Raw genomic sequence first — 14,528 nt, forward strand, 5'->3', positions numbered from 1 at the left:
CAGTGGCGAATCCTGTCGACACAAGCGAGCTCAAAAATTTGATTCCTTGGCAGGCGACGCTGCCGGATTCTGGGCGATCAGCCGGGAGCGGCGCGGGAAGTGGCGACTCGGCGCCTGTGGTACCTGGCGGGGTCACCACGGCGCCGGTAGCCGTTCCGCCTGTTCCGCCGGGTGGGAAGGTGTCGGTACCGCCTCCAGGGCTCGTCCCGCGGACAGACCCGCAGTAGGGCATCCGCGAGCCAGAGTTCGACCACCTCCCAACCTTCGTGCCAGCTCTTGGCCGAGGTACCCGGGTCGTCTCGATCTTCTTCATGTTGTGCTACGTCGGTGTGCTAATGCTTTTCTGGCGCTCCTGGTTCCGCCCGGCACAGTTGGGCTTTCTGGGCTTCCTCGGTGTCCTGGGATCCATCGGAGGCTCCCTGACATACATTGTGATCACCTCGGTGAAATTGCGTCGGGTCAATCCGGCGTTGCCGTTGGGGATTTTCGCGTCTCCTTTGTCGTGACAAAGGCGCCGTCCGAGCCGTGGGCCGTGGCCCGTCAGACGCTGTCCGGCATGTTGGGGCAGAATTTTCCGCATCACTATGATGTCTGGATCTGCGACGAGGACCCGTCACCGGAGTGCTACCAGTGGTGCGAGGCCCGGGGGGTGGGTGTCTCCACGCGAAAAGGCTTTCAAAACTATCATCGTCAGGAGTGGCCGAGAAGGACCAAATGCAAGGAGGGGAACCTGGCTTTCTTTTACGACCACTGGGGCTACAAGTACTACGACATAGTCGTCCAGATCGACATCGATCACATGCCCGGACCGGGCTATCTGACCGAGATGGTCCGGCCCTTCTCCGACCCGTCCATCGGGTACGTCGCCGCGCCGAGTGTTTGTGACACCAACGCAGCCGACTCGTGGGCGGCCCGGGACGCCTCTATCGGGAGGCAAGACTGCATGGTCCCGTGCAACTGGGCTCGAACGGCTGGTTTGCCCCGGTGTGCATCGGCTCGCACTACGCGGTACGGACCGCCGCCCTGCGGGACATCGGCGGCATCGGCCCGGAGCTCGCGGAGGACTTCAGCACCACCTATCTGCTGTGCGCCGCCGGATGGGATGGCGCCTTCGCCGTGGATGCCGAAGCCCACGGCGAAGGTCCGCCCACCTTTGCAGCCATGCTTACCCAGGAGTTCCAGTGGGCGCGAAGCCTCACAGCGCTGTCTCTCGGGGTAGTCCCGAGGTACTTGCGATCACTTCCATTGCTGCTCAAAGCACGGTTCATTTTCGCGGTGTGCTATTATCCTGCACTGGTCTATATAATGATCTGTTTCATGCTGTTCCCATCAGTGGGGTGCTGGACCAGTCTTTCCTGGGAAGAAACGTTTGACGTCCGGCCCCTCGTACTTGGATGCCTCGGTTACCTGAGCGTGTTGAGCCTCAACGTCTATCTCCGCCGTCGGGGGTTCCTGCGCCCAACCAATTCCAAGCTCGTGGCCTGGGAGATGGTGCTCTTCGTGCTGACTCGATGGCCCACCGTTGGCTTCGGTATTGTCGCTGGGATCATCCAGCAGGTCCGATCCAGATCCGTCACCTTCAAGGTGACGGTAAAAGGCAATCAGCCGATCGAACAGTTTCCACTGAAGTTGGTCGCACCTTTTATAGCCCTATGCGCGATTTCGACCATCGGCTCAATAGCCGGCGCCCTTACCCGGCATTCAGGAGGCTATGTGCTGCTTTCTCTGCTGATTGGCATTACCTATTTGTCGGTGCTCTTGGCCGTGTCGCTCCTGCACGCTTGGGAATGCTCTCGTACCACCGCCGTCCCGTTCGGCGTGACGCTGCGGACGATCCGGCGCCCACTGTCGGCTTTCATGCTCCTCCTGCCTTTTTTCTGCGTTGCCCTCGTGGTGGCCGGTAACAGCTATCTATGATGGTGATGTCGATCCGGGAATGTGCCATTCGCATGCCAGTAGCACCGGTCAGCAATCTGGCCCTACCGGTCGACAACGGAAGGGAGCGGACGGCCGCTGCCCCGGGCAGGAGCGTTCCGGCCCAGATCAGCGGCCGTCCGGATCACAGGTTTCCAAAGCTCGTGATGCGCGGCGCCACCGGCTCCCCTGGGATCAGCTGACAGCAACGTGGGTGGACGTCGCGGACGCGTCTCTTAATCTGCGGGTTCGGGGTTCAAGTCCCTGGCGGTGCATCCATCCCGACTTGGCATTTTCGGTCAGATCTTTCCCCATAGCAAGATTCTTTTTGGTCGGGTGTGCACGGGGGTGTGCACCGTATTGCATCAACGTTGCACGACGCTCCGCCGCATCCCTCGCCACCTGAGCCGGAACGGTCGTGTACACGTCGCCGGTCATGACCACCGTGGAGTGCCCCAACCGGTCCGCCATCTCCTTCAGGCTCTCCCCGGCCGCCAATCCGAGCGTGGCCGGTCGAGGTCGTCGACACCACTGCAGCCAACGATGCCTTCACCGCCGCTCTCGCCTTCCACCTGACTGCCGGAAGCGATTCGCAGATCGCTGTATACCGCGCGCTCCAAGCCGCTGCGGTCACGGTCACTCGCCCAGGGTCTTACGAGGCCCTTCCCACCGTGGCCGACCTCGCCAGCATCGGACGAGCCGACAAGGCCACGGCATGATGCCCGCACGTTGCCGAAATCCCCGTTTTTATGATCAAATCGCGGCGCCGGGCCGCGCCGCGCGACGGCTGCGCGTGGCCGTGGACGGCCATGCTCGCCGGCGCGTCGCCACCGGTTCGGAACCCTTGAAGAGCCGACGATTCAGGTTGGCTACTCAAGGCCTGAGTAGATTCAGACCAACCAGACACGTCAACTCGACTCGACACTCGACTGACTTCTCACTAAAGGAGTTCTAGTAGTACGCGATGGGGGCTTTCTCCTCAGCCCAGCTGCGGAAGGGGATGCTCGTCTCATCCGGCACTCGCTGACGATTCATGGAACAGGTTGGCGCAGACTGAGGGCGTGGCGGACGTCCACGGACGACGGCAAGGTCGATTGAGATTATCTTTATGATGTGGGAATCAGGTCGACAACGTCATAGTGGAGCTTGGCCAGACCTTGATCGAAGCTTGCGAGGCGACCGTCATGTATACGGGCGAGCTGCGCGAGGTAGGCATCGGTGACCTGTCGGTGCCCGATGACCCCTTTCATTGATACGGCGTCGTATGAGATCTCGTCCGGCCAGAACTCGTGGCGGGGGTCGCTCGTCAGCGCAGACACGACCGCTGTTGCCGTCTGCGTTGACTGACCTTCGCGTATGAGCAGGCGTACGAGGCTGCCCTCGGTGATCGGGCAGGTCGCAAAGTTACCGGCGGTGCTGGCGAGCCATGTTTCGGCGGTGTCGTGGTGGACGTGGTCGCTGACAATGAGCGCAATCAGCACGTTGGCATCCAGGAGAGTGGTCACTGATCGTCATCCAGGGCACGAACGTCTTCGGTTGTGATGACCGTGCCGAGGCTTACCACGGGAAGACCGGTCCGTTCACTTCGGGATATCTCCGCCGTCCTACCGTGCCCTAGGCCGCGACGCATGAGATCGGCAACCGTCTCGCTCAGTGTCCGTGAGGTATCTCTGGCGATCGACATGGCCTGCTTATGAAGATCATCTGGGAGGTCGATGGTGGTACGCATGTCATCATCATAACATCTATGCATCATGATGCTGATCATGAATGGTTACCCTTCGGACGATCAGCGGTGAAGACCCGGGACTAGCTCACTCCGAGCACGGCTCGGCCGACGATGTCCTGGCACACCTCGACGGAATAGGCCATGAGAGCGCCGGCCTGGGCGTCCCGGAAGTGCCGCTGGATCGGCGAGGTACGCAGGTAGCCGGAGCCGCCACCGACTCGGACTGCCAGGTCGGCGACCTCCTTGGCCACCTGGTTCGCGTAGAGCTTCGCCTCGACGGCTGCGGTGTGGGCCGTTGGGGAACGAAGGTCGGCCAGCCACAGGGAGCGCTCGGCGAGCAACGTCGCGGCCTGGAGGCGGACATGCATGTCAGCGGCGGCGAACTGGACCCACTGCATGTGGGACAGGGGCGCGTCGGTCGCCGGGATGACCCGGGCGCCGGCATGCGCGGCCAGTGCTTCGAACGCCGCCTCGGCGACTCCGATCGACAGGAACGCCAGGCCGACCTCGATCGGGTTCGTCTGTTCGCCTGACGAGGGACGGCAGCGGCGCTCCTCGCGCAGCACCGTGCCCTCGAAGGAGACGAGCTGGCTGCGAGTGGCCCGCATCCCGACGGTGTCCCAGATCGGAACAAAGCTGATCGTCTCGTCGCGCTCGACGCCGAAGAAGTTCGGGATGCCGTCCACGAGCGTGTTCACCAGAAAGTGGTCGGCGATCTCGCAGCCGGAGACGAACCGCTTGGCGCCGTCAAGCCGGAAACCACCATCGACGGGAACCGACGACTGCAACGGAACAAGAAACATGTTCCCACTGGTCGGTTCCGACAGGGCGTTGGCGAACCGCTTGCCGGCGGTGAGCTCCGCCGCGTAATAGCGGGCGCTCTCCTCGTCGCTCATGGTGACGAGCCCATAAGCGGCACCCATGTGCATGAGCCAGAGACATCCCGTCGATGGGCACGCCCGGGAAATGATCCGAAGCACCTGCCCGAAGGCGCGGAAGGAGATACCGCCGCCGTGGACGACGGGCAGCAACGCGACGTCCAGCCCCGCTTCGTTCAGCGCCCGCAGGTTCTCGATCGGCAGCTCGGCGGTCTCGTCCAACTCCGCGGCCCGGGCGGCAAAGGCTGGTGCGAGTTCCATCGCGACCGTGATCCACTCACGCTCGTGCTCGGGTGGGTCGAACGGTGACGGGGCGGGGAGCGGAGGGGCATCTGATGCGGACGCTCTGGCCGCGGGCGGCCCGCCGTCGGGCGGCTGGGGGATGATGCTCGCGGACTCGCTGTTACTGGGGGCCATGGGATTCCTTCGAGTGATCCGGGGACCTGGGTCTCCGGCGGCGCGGAAGAAGCATGATCGCGCCGCCTTGGCCATCCAGGGCTGTTCGGCTGGCGGGACGAATTGCCGTATGCGGGACGACCGCATCATCTCGTGTGCGTGATGCTTGGTGTCCGTCGCGCCACGGTCTGCCAGAGCCGAGGCGGCGGCGTACGGCTCGGCGTCGGAGCCCGTTGCCGAGAAGGTGCGCGCCGTCGCCGCTGGCGAGCGGCTGGCCGCACCGCATGCCGTCGATCTCGAATGCGCCTCGACGCTGCGGGGTCTGGTCCGCGGGGGGAAGCGTCCCGCGGACGAGGGGGCGCGTGCTCTGGATCTGCTCGGCCGGATGCGGCTGCGACGTTTCGATCATGTGCCGTTGCTGCCGCGGATCTGGGAGCTTCGGCACACCATGTGGCCGTACGACGCCTCGTACGTCGCACTGGCGGAGGTGCTGGGCGTCGAACTGGTGACGGTGGACCGGAAGTTCGCCGGTACGCCCGATCTGAAGTGTCCCGTCCGCAACCTTCGCAATGAACGTGAGCCGGCTGACAGGGTTGTCGTGCCCGGCGGCGGTCCGGGCCGGTGCATGGCGCGATCGGCCTGGTCGTGATGATGGCGGTATGGGGGGACAGCGAGCGCGCCGTCGCAGTACGGCGTGGGTAGCAGTGGGGCTTGCCGCCTTGGCGGTGGCGGTCACCGTCGTGGTGTGGAGGAAGTGGGACGACACGCTCTCCACCGGAGTCACCGGCGGGATCGCGCTGGCGGTGACCGTGGCCGGGGGATGGGTGGCCTGGGCCGCCTACCAGAAGCCCCCGGACCTGGACCTGGCGGTCATCGCGGACCAGATCGCCGATGCCGTGTTCAAGCAGTGGGACGGCGAGCTCAGACGGCGGCAGATCGGTGATCCGCATCCGCTGCCGGTGGCCTGGGATCCCGCGAATACGACGCTGACCGAGGACTGGTCGTCGATTCGGCAGCAGGCCACGAGCGGGGCCTGGCCCCCCGAACCGGCCGGAGCGCCGTGGGCGACCAGCCCGGCGCAGCTCGCCGGCCGCGACAAGGAGATCATCGACGTCCTCGACCGGATACCGACCGGTCGGCTGGTCATACTCGGCGAGCCGGGTGCGGGCAAGACGATCCTCGCCGTCCGTCTGCTCCTGGCCCTGCTCGCCCGCCGCGCTCAGGGCGGGCAAGGCGGGCCGGTGCCCGTGCTGCTGTCGCTGGCGTCGTGGAACCCCACCGACCAGGACCTGACCAGCTGGCTGGAAACCAGCCTCATCCGCAATCATTCCGGGCTGGACGCTCCTGCCCCGGACGCCACCGGCCAGAACCGTAACCGGGCGCAGGCGCTGCTGGACCGCCGGTTGCTCCTGCCGATCCTCGACGGTCTCGACGAGCTTCCCCCGGCGCTGCGCGCCACCGCACTCGCGAAGATCAGCGAGATGCTGCCGGACGGGCAGGGGCTGGTCCTGACCTGCCGGAAACAGGCGTTTCGTTGGGCGATCCGTCCCTCCTACTGGGGTGGGGTCGAAAGCAAACTGAAAGGCGCCGCCGCGGTTGTGCTTCGTACGCTCACTCCGGACGAGGTTGCCGACTATTTCCAGAAAGCCCCAGGAGGGCCGGTCGTCACCGCCCGCTGGGACGAGGTTGTGGCGTCCTTCACCGCCACCTCGCCACCGCCGGTGACCCGGGTCCTGACGACACCGCTGATGGCCAGCCTGGCGCACACGATTTACAACCCGCGACGCGGAGAATCCCTGCAGGGTGTGCCCAACCCGGTTGATCTTCTTAACCCGACCCGTTTCCCTACCGCCACCAGCGTGCGGGAACATCTGCTCGACGAGTTCATCCCGGCCGCCTACCGCCCGCACCCGCACCGCAAGGTGCAGCAGTGGCTGCAATTCCTTGCCCGCCACCTGGAAGACCGCCTCCACGGCACTCCCGACCTAGCCTGGTGGCAGCTGCGGACAGCCGCACCATGGCGTTTCCTCGACCTCATAGCCCGACTCACCTTCGGGCTCGCGTTCGGACTCGGGATCGCATGCGCGGCCAGGTTCATGCTCGGGCCCGGGATCGGGCCTGGGCTCGGGGCCATGGCCGGGCTTGTGGCCGGGGACAGGTTCGCGCGCGTGTGTGGCCTGCGGATGGAACCGTCCCGCGGAGTGCGGTGGCAACCGAGCCTGGTCGGGTTCAGGATAGGGCGCATGGGCGGGCTCGTGTACGGACTCGCATATGGGTTCACGGCCGGGATTGTCTACGGAATCGCGGCCGGTCTCGCATACGGGCTCACAGTCGGATTTACGTTCGGGCTCACGGGGGCGGTAGCCGAGTTGCGGACAGCGGCGAGTCCGAAAACGGTCCTGAAACGAGATCGTCGGGCCTTCCGCATTCTCGGATTCACGCAGGGGCTCTCGGGCGCGGTCACATATGGGCTCGGAGGCGGGTTCATGGTTGTGTTCGTGAGCAAGCTCACGGACGGCGGGCTCACGGACGGCGGGCTCACGGTCGTCCTCGTGCTCATACTCGCGGGCTGGTTCACGGGAATGCTCACCGGCGGGCTGTCCCAGGCAGCATGGGGATGGTTCGCGCTGGCTCGCCTGTGGCTGGCGGCGTCCGGTCAGGTGCCGTGGCGGTTCATGGGATTCCTGGCCGACGCGCATGAGCGGGGCGTTCTGCGTCAGGTGGGGGCGGTCTACCAGTTCCGCCATGTTGAGCTACAACGCCGCCTGGCCCGTTGAACCTGACCACCCGCACGACTGGCAGCAGTAGCTTCTGCTGTACGCCTGTGTGCCCTCGCGTCAGTCAGGCAACTTGAGATCGTTTATACCGACACGGGTGAGAGACTTCGCTCATGGGCCCGGGGCCTCGGCCAGCGCGTCGATCTGATCCCAGTGCCGCATGACCATCTTCAAGATCTCCCGCATGTTCATGTGCCCTGCCTGGGTAAGAAACAAGCCCTTGACCGAGTAGGCGCGCAGGAGATGCTTCTCGATCAGCCGATAGCGGATACGCCTGTCACGGGTGATCGGGAGGAGAGCGGCCTCCCGACGATCGGAAGCCACACGTCATCGAGATCGCCTCGCTGGATGCAGACGTGGTTCACGCCCGCGTCGAAGTGCTTGAGGAGCGTCCCGGCCTGCCCCGTAGCGGGGTGGGACGTCAGCTGGGCTGGTTCGTTGGGGCGCCTGCGGTCACCGGCGCATCCCAGTCGATGTGGTGCTGGTGCATCCAGGCGAGCGATTCGGCGCCGGTCCCGGCAGCGTGCTTGAGTACCAGCGGCAGCACGAGGTTCCGGGCCAGCCGCCCGACCGGCCCGACCGAGCGCAGCCGGCTGGACTTCCGGCCCTCGGCCACGACCCGCTCCACCCGGGGTCGGCGCAGTGCCTCGAACCGGGCGAACGCCCGCGGCACCGGCAGGTCGCGCAGGCACTGCCCGAGTATGACCGCGTCCTCGATCGCCATCGACGCGCCCTGACCGGACGACGGTGAGGTGGCGTGCGCGGCGTCGCCGATCAGCACGGTCCGGTCGTCGTGCCAGACCGGGACGGCGGGCAGGTCGTACGTCGTCCAGCCGGTCAGCGGCCCGGGGGTGGCATCGATCAAATCCACGATCGGGGACTGGTCTACCCCGTAGAGCCGGCGCAGCGAGTACCGCCATTCCGCGTCGCTGATCCGTCCCAGCTCGCCGTCGGCCGGCTCGTCCCGCCGCGACGGGCTGGCGAACCACCACGTCTGCTCGGCGGGAGTGACGATGTGGCCGGAGAACGCCCGCCTGCCGAACGTCATTGTCAGCACGCCGGGCCGGTCACCGGGCGGCACCAGGTCGGCGTAGCCACCGACGTTCAGCGCCGGGACGTAGCGCGCCCGCGGGCCGGACGGGTTCAGTAGCTCCCGTACCCGCGAGCGGATGCCGTCGCAGCCGACGAGCAGGTCGCCCGCCGCGGTGCTGCCGTCGGCGAAAGTGGCAACGACCCCGTCGACGCCACTGGTTATGCCCACCAGGCGCCGGCCGTGCCGGATCTCGATCCCTCTCCGGAACGCCTCGTCCCGGAGAGTGCGGTGCAAGTCGGACCGTTTCATCGACTGTCCGGTGGCCCCACCCGGCAGCGGTCGGCCGGTCGGGATCTCGCCAAGCACCTTGCCGGTGCCGGTACGGAAGGCGATCGACGGCGTCGGGATGCCCATCCCGCTGACGGTTCGGTCGACGTCGATCGCCCGCAGCGCGTCCAGGCCGTTGGTCTGCAGGCCGAGCCACGAACCGATGTCCGCGGCCGGGGCCGGGTACGCCTCGTACACGACGACGTCGATCCCGGCTCGCTGCAGGGCCATCGCGGCGACCGGGCCGGCGATTCCGGCACCGATGATTAGCGCTGTGGGCATGATTGCTTTGCTCCCCCCGGAACTGTTCATCGCTAGTGAGGTCTTCGGCACTCACAGCGCTCAACGCTACGAGTGTAGAGGCCAGGCGTGTCTGTCTGACTGCAATAGGTGACAGCAACGCCGGCGGACGTTGGTGGACACGCGCGAACGACGGATGCCCGTGCAGCCGATGTGGCGGACGCTGACGGACATCTGCGGATGCACTGCCGGTGCCTCTCAATCTGCGGGTTCGGGTTCAAGCTCCTGGCGGCGCAAGACACGCCCGGCATATGCCATTGTGGGCCGACCGTGATCCGAACTGGTGACCCGGGGAATCCTGGAAGACGCGTGTTCAGATCGTAGGTCGGTTGCCGCGAAGTGCGCCATGATTAGTTTCGGTCCTGAGCGTGTCGCCGATAGAAGCCACGGCATAGCTTGTTTTCAGGGTCATGTGGGCACAGCGCGTGTCCTGAACGCGCCGGGAGTATTGCGTGCATCCGCAGGATGTCCGGTCCGTTGCAGTTTCCCGCCCGTACTGGGGACGGCTGGAACGGGATCGGAAGGAAGGGCGGTGGCGGTGCTTCGGGGAGGCTCGGGCAGACCCGGTCGAAGGTGACGCCGGGAGCCATGACCGACCATTCCGCCCGGGCCAGGCGGCAGGTGCGAGCCACCGGATCCGTTACCGCGGCGCGCAGCGGTGCGATATCCCAGCTGACCACATTGCCGTATTCGTCGTATGTGATCAGCGTGTCGCCGGTTTCGGAGAACGCCACGCCACGCGGATAGGCATACAGGGTCACCGCTGTGATCAGGTGGGGTACGGCGGTGACCGTCACGTCCCACAGCACTATTTCGTCACCGCCGTCGGATGCAGCGAGGAGCCGTCCGGGCTGAACGCGATGGTGGGCACCGGCACGTGCGTGCTGATTTTCGCCCGGAATCTCGGCCTGCTGGGGGAGGACACGTCGAACAGAGAGGAGTTCTCGAGCTGGGCGACCACCAGGATGTTTCCGTCGGGGGAGAAATAGGCGCTGCCGGGGACAGCCAGGATGGGCCGGTCCGGATCCCGGAGAGTACTCAGCACTTTCGGACGGCGGGGATCGGTCACGTCGTACAGCTGATCGCCGCATGCGACAATGCGTTCCCGCGGTCCGAACGCCGTGCAGTTCATGGCCTGTTTCGGGGCGAAGGAGAAGGTGCGGTCACGGCCTGGCTGCTGTGCTGTGCACTCCAGCGTTGCTGGAACGCCACCCCGGCCGCCGGCACCGCCACGCACAGGGCGAGTAGCCAGGCCGGCGAGGATCTGCCGGAGCCGGCGAACCCGCCGGCGTTCCCTGGCCTGCTCGGCCTGTTCCGCGCGGATGCTGGCGTCGAGGAACTCCCGGTCGGCTGCCCGCAGCAGGCGCTCATGCCGTGTTGCTCCGCGGCCCACTCGCGGGCTGCCGCCAGCCGCCGGATCGCACCACCCGGCCCACGACAACGAAGGCGGGCTGCTCTGCCCTGGTCGCCCTGCCCGAACTGGACTAGCCTTCTTAGCTAAGGAGGTTCCATGTCCGGCGAGAGCGCGGTGCAGTTCAACATCCACGATGCGAAGACCAACCTGTCGCGCATCATCGAGCGGGTCGAGCGTGGTGAGGAGATCATCATCAGCCGTGCCGGTACCCCGGTTGCAAAGGTGATCCCGCTGACGCGCGCGGCCCACCGGACCGGCCGTGGTTCGATACGCAGCACACTCGTCCTCGCCGACGACTGGGATTCTCCTGAGGTCAACCAGGCCATCGCCGACGACTTCGGTCTGACATCATGAGGTTACTGCTGGATACGCATGTCGTGATCTGGTGGTTGGCGGACGACGCTACGCTGTCCGAAGAGACCAAGGTATTGATCGATGAAGAGCCCGATGTGTATGTCAGTCCGGCTAGCATCTGGGAGATCACGATCAAACAGGCGATCGGCAGGCTCAAGGGGCCCACCGATCTGCCGGAGCGCATCCGTGACAGTGAGTTCCGCGAGCTCCCGATCAGGCATCATCACGCGATTGCGGCGGGCCGCCTTCCGGCGATACATCGCGATCCGTTCGACCGGATGCTGGTCGCGCAGGCGCGGTGCGAGGACCTGACTCTCGTGACCAGGGACGCCGATATCCACAGGTACGAGGTCTCCATCCTCACGGCGTAAGGATTGTGTGCTGGCGGGATGCGGGCGTATTTGCCTGCCACGGGGTGTTGGCCGGCTGGCTTGACGTCGGCAACCCGCGAAACCTCGACGCTACCTGTGCCGACTCGAGGTTTACGCCGATCACGGCGGAACAGTCGACTGGCTCGGCGAGGAGTTCACTCGCGTCCTGGAAAATCTGCTTACCGGCGAGCCTGGAGTATCACGTGACCGAACGTCCGTACGTCCTGCTGTCGGTTGCCGCGTCCGTGGACGGCTACATCGACGACGCCACCGACCAGCGGCTGCTGCTGTCCAACGACGCCGACTTCGACCGGGTCGACGAGGTTCGGGCCGGTGTGGACGCCATCCTGGTGGGCGCCGACACCATCCGCCGGGACAATCCCCGGCTGCTGGTCCGTTCGGCGGCCCGCCGCGAGGAGCGGGCGACCCGCGGCCTGCCGGAAAGCCCCGTCAAGGTCACCCTCACCGGCCGTGGCGACCTCGGCCCCACCGCCCGCTTCTTCACCGCCGGGCAGGTCGAAAAGATCGTCTACACCGCGAGTCCCGCAGCGGACAAGACCCGTGAACGCCTCGCCGGCGTGGCATCCGTCGTGGACGCTGGTGACCCCTTGGACCTGAACGTCCTCCTGGCGGATCTTGTCTCGCGCGACGTACGCCGGCTGATGGTCGAGGGCGGCGGCACGATCCACACCCAGTTCCTCACCGCCGGGCTCGCCGACGAGATCCACTTGGTGATCGCGCCATTCTTTATCGGGGACCCCGCCGCACCCCGCTTCGTCGGCAACGGAACCTTTCCCTACCACGCGGGCCACCGGATGGAACTGGCCGAGGTCCGCCGGATCGGCGATGTCGTTCTCCTGCGCTACCTGCTCGGCTGACGAGTCCGTCTCCGATGGTGATCTGCTTGCGCGAAACGGGTCCGCGGACGGGGCGGCGTTCGGGCTTTTGTTTCCCGAGCACTCCAGCGCTGTCCACACCTGTTGTTTCCACCAAACTGTTTCCACCAGTTCGGTCCATGGAGCACAGCTGACAACATCATCAGCCGGTCGACCGGAACCCGCACAGGGGGACGTACAGATCCGGATGCCGACGGTTGAGGTCGCTGTCAATCAGCCGACGGCGATGCAGGTGGTTGTCCGCGGTGGAATCGTTGCCTGTATTCAATGGGTTTCTGGGGGGGGGAAGGTGCGTGGTGACCCAGGTGCGGAGTCGCTGCACGATCATCGGATGGGTTTCGAGTGTCTCGATGCGATCGTGGAGAATCTTTGGACACGACACAGTCATGCGGGTCCAGGCAGTGTCCTCGTCCCGGTGGTGCCGTCCGGCCGTCATCACACTCACAGCCATCATGATCTTGGACATCCCCAAAAAACGCAAACAGCCCTGCGGAGTTGCCCGGTGGTCAGCAGGACTTCGCGATGGCTCTCATCGCGCGACGGCCTGCCCTGCGGCCTCAGCCTCGTCCTTGATCATTATCGTGTCCCACTCCGCGTCGTCAGCGTCCCACCTGGTGGCATCGTCCTCTGGTGGGATGGCCGGTGGCTCTGCGGAACCCGCTTCGACCTGTCCTGACCCAAGGTTGATACAGCTGTGCGGACAGTCGGTGTAAGCAGGATGACCGGTACGTTGGAAGACACGCAGGGTGTGCTTCCGGCATGTTCAGGAGGGGACTACGGTGCCGACATCTCGGCGGAGATGCGCAGATGCGTGTCAGCGGGGCACACCAGCAGTCCGTGACCGCAACCATGCGTCGTCCACGCCGGGTCCGGGACGGGTAGCGGGACAGGTAGGAGGAGATGTATGGCCAGGCGAACACTCCTGGGGGCAATTGCCCTAGCCAGCGCGGTGACGTTGACCGCCGCGGCATGCGGTAGCAGCGACGACGGGTCTTCGTCGGACGGGAAGAAGACGATCACTATCGGCTTCCAGGGGGTGCTGTCGGGTGACAACCAGCAGCTCGGCATCAACGCCCTGTACGGGGTGGAGACCGCCATCGCCGAGGCGAACTCCGACGCGAACCTGCCCTTCAAGGTGAAGCTGGTGCAGTCCGACGACGGGGGTTCGCCGGATCAGGGTCCGACCGCCGCACAGAAGATCATCGACAACTCGGACGTCCTGGCTGTTGTCGGGCCGATGTTCTCCGGGGCCACCAAAGCCAGCGAGCCGCTCTACTCGCAGGCCGGCCTGCTGTCGGTGAGCCCCTCGGCGACGAACCCGGCGCTGACGACGCTGGGCTTCAAGACCTTCTACCGGGTCATCGCTCCGGACACGGTCCAGGGCACGGCGGACGCCGACTACATCGCCACCGTGCTGAAGGCGAAGAAGGTGTTCTCGCTTGACGACAAGAGCGACTACGGCACCGGTCTGTCCGCCGCTCTGGAGAAGGAGCTGAAGGCCAAGGGCGTGACCGTGGTCCACGACGGCATCAACCCGACGAAGAACTACACCTCCGAGGCGACAAAGATTATTTCGGAAAGTCCGGACGTCCTGTTCTACTCGGGCTATTATGCCGAGCTGGCCCTACTGTCCAGGGCGCTGCACGACAAGGGCTTCAAAGGCGTCACGATAAGCGGTGACGGTTCGCTGGACGGCAAGTACGTCGAGCAGGCCGGTACCGCCGCGGCCGAGGGCACCTACCTGACCTGCCCGTGCAGTGACGCCAACAGTGATCCAGCCGCGGCGGCCTTCGTCGAGTCGTACAAGAAGATCAATGGCGGCGCCCGGCCCGGCACGTACTCCGGTGAGGCATACGACGCGACCAACGCCATTATCCAGGTGCTGAAAGGCCTTGGTGACAACGTGAGCCGGCAGTCGGTGGCATCGGCCTTCGGGAAGGTCGAGCACAAAGGCGTCACCAAGCTCGTCAAGTTCCAGCCGAACGGTGAGGTCGAAGGCGCGAACGACTTCATCTACCAGGTCAAGGGTGGACAGATCACTGTTCTCGGCAACACCGTGGACCTGATCAAGTCCTGACGGACAGTCCTGACGGATAGTGGGGCGGTGACCAGGTGCGTATGGGGCGTACCGGCCACCGC

General features: G+C 65.5%; 15 protein-coding genes. 8 read left to right on the forward strand and 7 right to left on the reverse strand.

The window, feature by feature from the left end; all coding sequences use genetic code 11:
• The first annotated feature begins 951 nt into the window (after positions 1 to 951).
• Positions 952 to 1,917: a glycosyltransferase family 2 protein gene (locus DD1DGNOD_RS07565; protein ID WP_250645434.1), complete on the forward strand. Its 966-nt coding sequence runs from the start codon at positions 952 to 954 to the stop codon at positions 1,915 to 1,917.
• A 494-nt stretch (positions 1,918 to 2,411) separates the two neighbouring features.
• Complete coding sequence (locus tag DD1DGNOD_RS07570) at positions 2,412 to 2,633, forward strand: PfkB family carbohydrate kinase (protein WP_131765890.1); 222 nt, start codon at positions 2,412 to 2,414, stop codon at positions 2,631 to 2,633.
• Positions 2,634 to 3,020: 387 nt separating this feature from the next.
• Here the strand turns inward: DD1DGNOD_RS07570 and DD1DGNOD_RS07575 are convergent, their stop codons facing one another.
• The 3 genes from DD1DGNOD_RS07575 to DD1DGNOD_RS07585 form a co-directional block, all read right to left on the reverse strand.
• On the reverse strand, positions 3,021 to 3,419 hold the full coding sequence (locus DD1DGNOD_RS07575) for a TA system VapC family ribonuclease toxin (RefSeq protein ID WP_131765852.1): 399 nt from the start codon (positions 3,417 to 3,419) through the stop codon (positions 3,021 to 3,023).
• On the reverse strand, positions 3,416 to 3,643 hold the full coding sequence (locus DD1DGNOD_RS30725; RefSeq protein ID WP_131765891.1) for an antitoxin: 228 nt from the start codon (positions 3,641 to 3,643) through the stop codon (positions 3,416 to 3,418). Before DD1DGNOD_RS30725 ends, DD1DGNOD_RS07575 begins: the two co-directional genes overlap by 4 nt.
• Positions 3,644 to 3,723: 80 nt before the next feature.
• Positions 3,724 to 4,782, reverse strand: a complete 1,059-nt coding sequence (locus tag DD1DGNOD_RS07585) for an acyl-CoA dehydrogenase family protein (RefSeq protein ID WP_346434284.1) — start codon at positions 4,780 to 4,782, stop codon at positions 3,724 to 3,726.
• Positions 4,783 to 5,086: 304 nt separating this feature from the next.
• Between DD1DGNOD_RS07585 and DD1DGNOD_RS07590 the strand changes: the two genes are divergently transcribed.
• Together DD1DGNOD_RS07590 and DD1DGNOD_RS28965 are read left to right on the forward strand one after the other, a co-directional pair.
• Positions 5,087 to 5,566, forward strand: a complete 480-nt coding sequence (locus DD1DGNOD_RS07590; RefSeq protein ID WP_131765854.1) for a type II toxin-antitoxin system VapC family toxin — start codon at positions 5,087 to 5,089, stop codon at positions 5,564 to 5,566.
• 10 nt (positions 5,567 to 5,576) lie between these two features.
• Complete coding sequence (locus tag DD1DGNOD_RS28965) at positions 5,577 to 7,694, forward strand: NACHT domain-containing protein (RefSeq protein ID WP_241251307.1); 2,118 nt, start codon at positions 5,577 to 5,579, stop codon at positions 7,692 to 7,694.
• Positions 7,695 to 7,805: 111 nt separating this feature from the next.
• On the opposite strand, the gene DD1DGNOD_RS07600 is transcribed toward DD1DGNOD_RS28965, so the two are convergent.
• The 4 genes from DD1DGNOD_RS07600 to DD1DGNOD_RS07615 all read right to left on the reverse strand — a co-directional run bounded on the left by DD1DGNOD_RS07600 (position 7,806) and on the right by DD1DGNOD_RS07615 (position 10,747).
• Positions 7,806 to 8,018, reverse strand: coding sequence for a hypothetical protein (locus DD1DGNOD_RS07600; RefSeq protein WP_131765855.1), 213 nt, complete (start codon positions 8,016 to 8,018; stop codon positions 7,806 to 7,808).
• 97 nt (positions 8,019 to 8,115) lie between these two features.
• Entirely contained in the window at positions 8,116 to 9,336 is a 1,221-nt protein-coding gene (locus tag DD1DGNOD_RS07605) for an FAD-dependent oxidoreductase (protein WP_131765856.1), read from the reverse strand.
• A 368-nt stretch (positions 9,337 to 9,704) separates the two neighbouring features.
• Positions 9,705 to 10,163, reverse strand: coding sequence for a hypothetical protein (locus DD1DGNOD_RS07610; RefSeq protein ID WP_131769754.1), 459 nt, complete (start codon positions 10,161 to 10,163; stop codon positions 9,705 to 9,707).
• A complete protein-coding gene (locus DD1DGNOD_RS07615; protein ID WP_131769755.1) occupies positions 10,163 to 10,747 on the reverse strand; it encodes a hypothetical protein in 585 nt (194 codons plus the stop codon). The genes DD1DGNOD_RS07610 and DD1DGNOD_RS07615 overlap by 1 nt, the downstream gene beginning before the upstream one ends.
• A 117-nt stretch (positions 10,748 to 10,864) precedes the next feature.
• Between DD1DGNOD_RS07615 and DD1DGNOD_RS07620 the strand changes: the two genes are divergently transcribed.
• The 4 genes from DD1DGNOD_RS07620 to DD1DGNOD_RS07635 all read left to right on the forward strand — a co-directional run bounded on the left by DD1DGNOD_RS07620 (position 10,865) and on the right by DD1DGNOD_RS07635 (position 14,466).
• Positions 10,865 to 11,122, forward strand: coding sequence for a type II toxin-antitoxin system Phd/YefM family antitoxin (locus DD1DGNOD_RS07620; protein WP_131765858.1), 258 nt, complete (start codon positions 10,865 to 10,867; stop codon positions 11,120 to 11,122).
• Positions 11,119 to 11,493, forward strand: coding sequence for a type II toxin-antitoxin system VapC family toxin (locus tag DD1DGNOD_RS07625; protein ID WP_131769756.1), 375 nt, complete (start codon positions 11,119 to 11,121; stop codon positions 11,491 to 11,493). The genes DD1DGNOD_RS07620 and DD1DGNOD_RS07625 overlap by 4 nt, the downstream gene beginning before the upstream one ends.
• A 203-nt stretch (positions 11,494 to 11,696) precedes the next feature.
• The gene (locus tag DD1DGNOD_RS07630; protein WP_131765860.1) at positions 11,697 to 12,371 is read left to right on the forward strand and encodes a RibD family protein; all 675 of its coding nucleotides are present in this window, start codon (positions 11,697 to 11,699) and stop codon (positions 12,369 to 12,371) included.
• A gap of 922 nt (positions 12,372 to 13,293) precedes the next feature.
• Positions 13,294 to 14,466, forward strand: coding sequence for a branched-chain amino acid ABC transporter substrate-binding protein (locus DD1DGNOD_RS07635; RefSeq protein WP_131769757.1), 1,173 nt, complete (start codon positions 13,294 to 13,296; stop codon positions 14,464 to 14,466).
• The last annotated feature ends 62 nt before the right edge of the window (positions 14,467 to 14,528 follow it).

It is taken from the genome of Candidatus Protofrankia californiensis, assembly GCF_900634765.1.
In the GTDB taxonomy this organism is placed as follows: domain Bacteria; phylum Actinomycetota; class Actinomycetes; order Frankiales; family Frankiaceae; genus Protofrankia; species Protofrankia californiensis.

What these genes read in the sequence shown, in the direction of transcription:
- DD1DGNOD_RS07620 (WP_131765858.1), top strand. Translation starts at nt 10,865, where the DNA reads ATGTCCGGCGAGAGCGCGGTGCAGTTCAACATCCACGATGCGAAGACC.
- DD1DGNOD_RS07635 (WP_131769757.1), top strand. Translation starts at nt 13,294, where the DNA reads ATGGCCAGGCGAACACTCCTGGGGGCAATTGCCCTAGCCAGCGCGGTG.
- DD1DGNOD_RS30725 (WP_131765891.1), bottom strand. Translation starts at nt 3,643, where the DNA reads ATGCGTACCACCATCGACCTCCCAGATGATCTTCATAAGCAGGCCATG.
- DD1DGNOD_RS07605 (WP_131765856.1), bottom strand. Translation starts at nt 9,336, where the DNA reads ATGCCCACAGCGCTAATCATCGGTGCCGGAATCGCCGGCCCGGTCGCC.
- DD1DGNOD_RS07625 (WP_131769756.1), top strand. Translation starts at nt 11,119, where the DNA reads ATGAGGTTACTGCTGGATACGCATGTCGTGATCTGGTGGTTGGCGGAC.
- DD1DGNOD_RS28965 (WP_241251307.1), top strand. Translation starts at nt 5,577, where the DNA reads ATGGGGGGACAGCGAGCGCGCCGTCGCAGTACGGCGTGGGTAGCAGTG.
- DD1DGNOD_RS07585 (WP_346434284.1), bottom strand. Translation starts at nt 4,782, where the DNA reads ATGGAACTCGCACCAGCCTTTGCCGCCCGGGCCGCGGAGTTGGACGAG.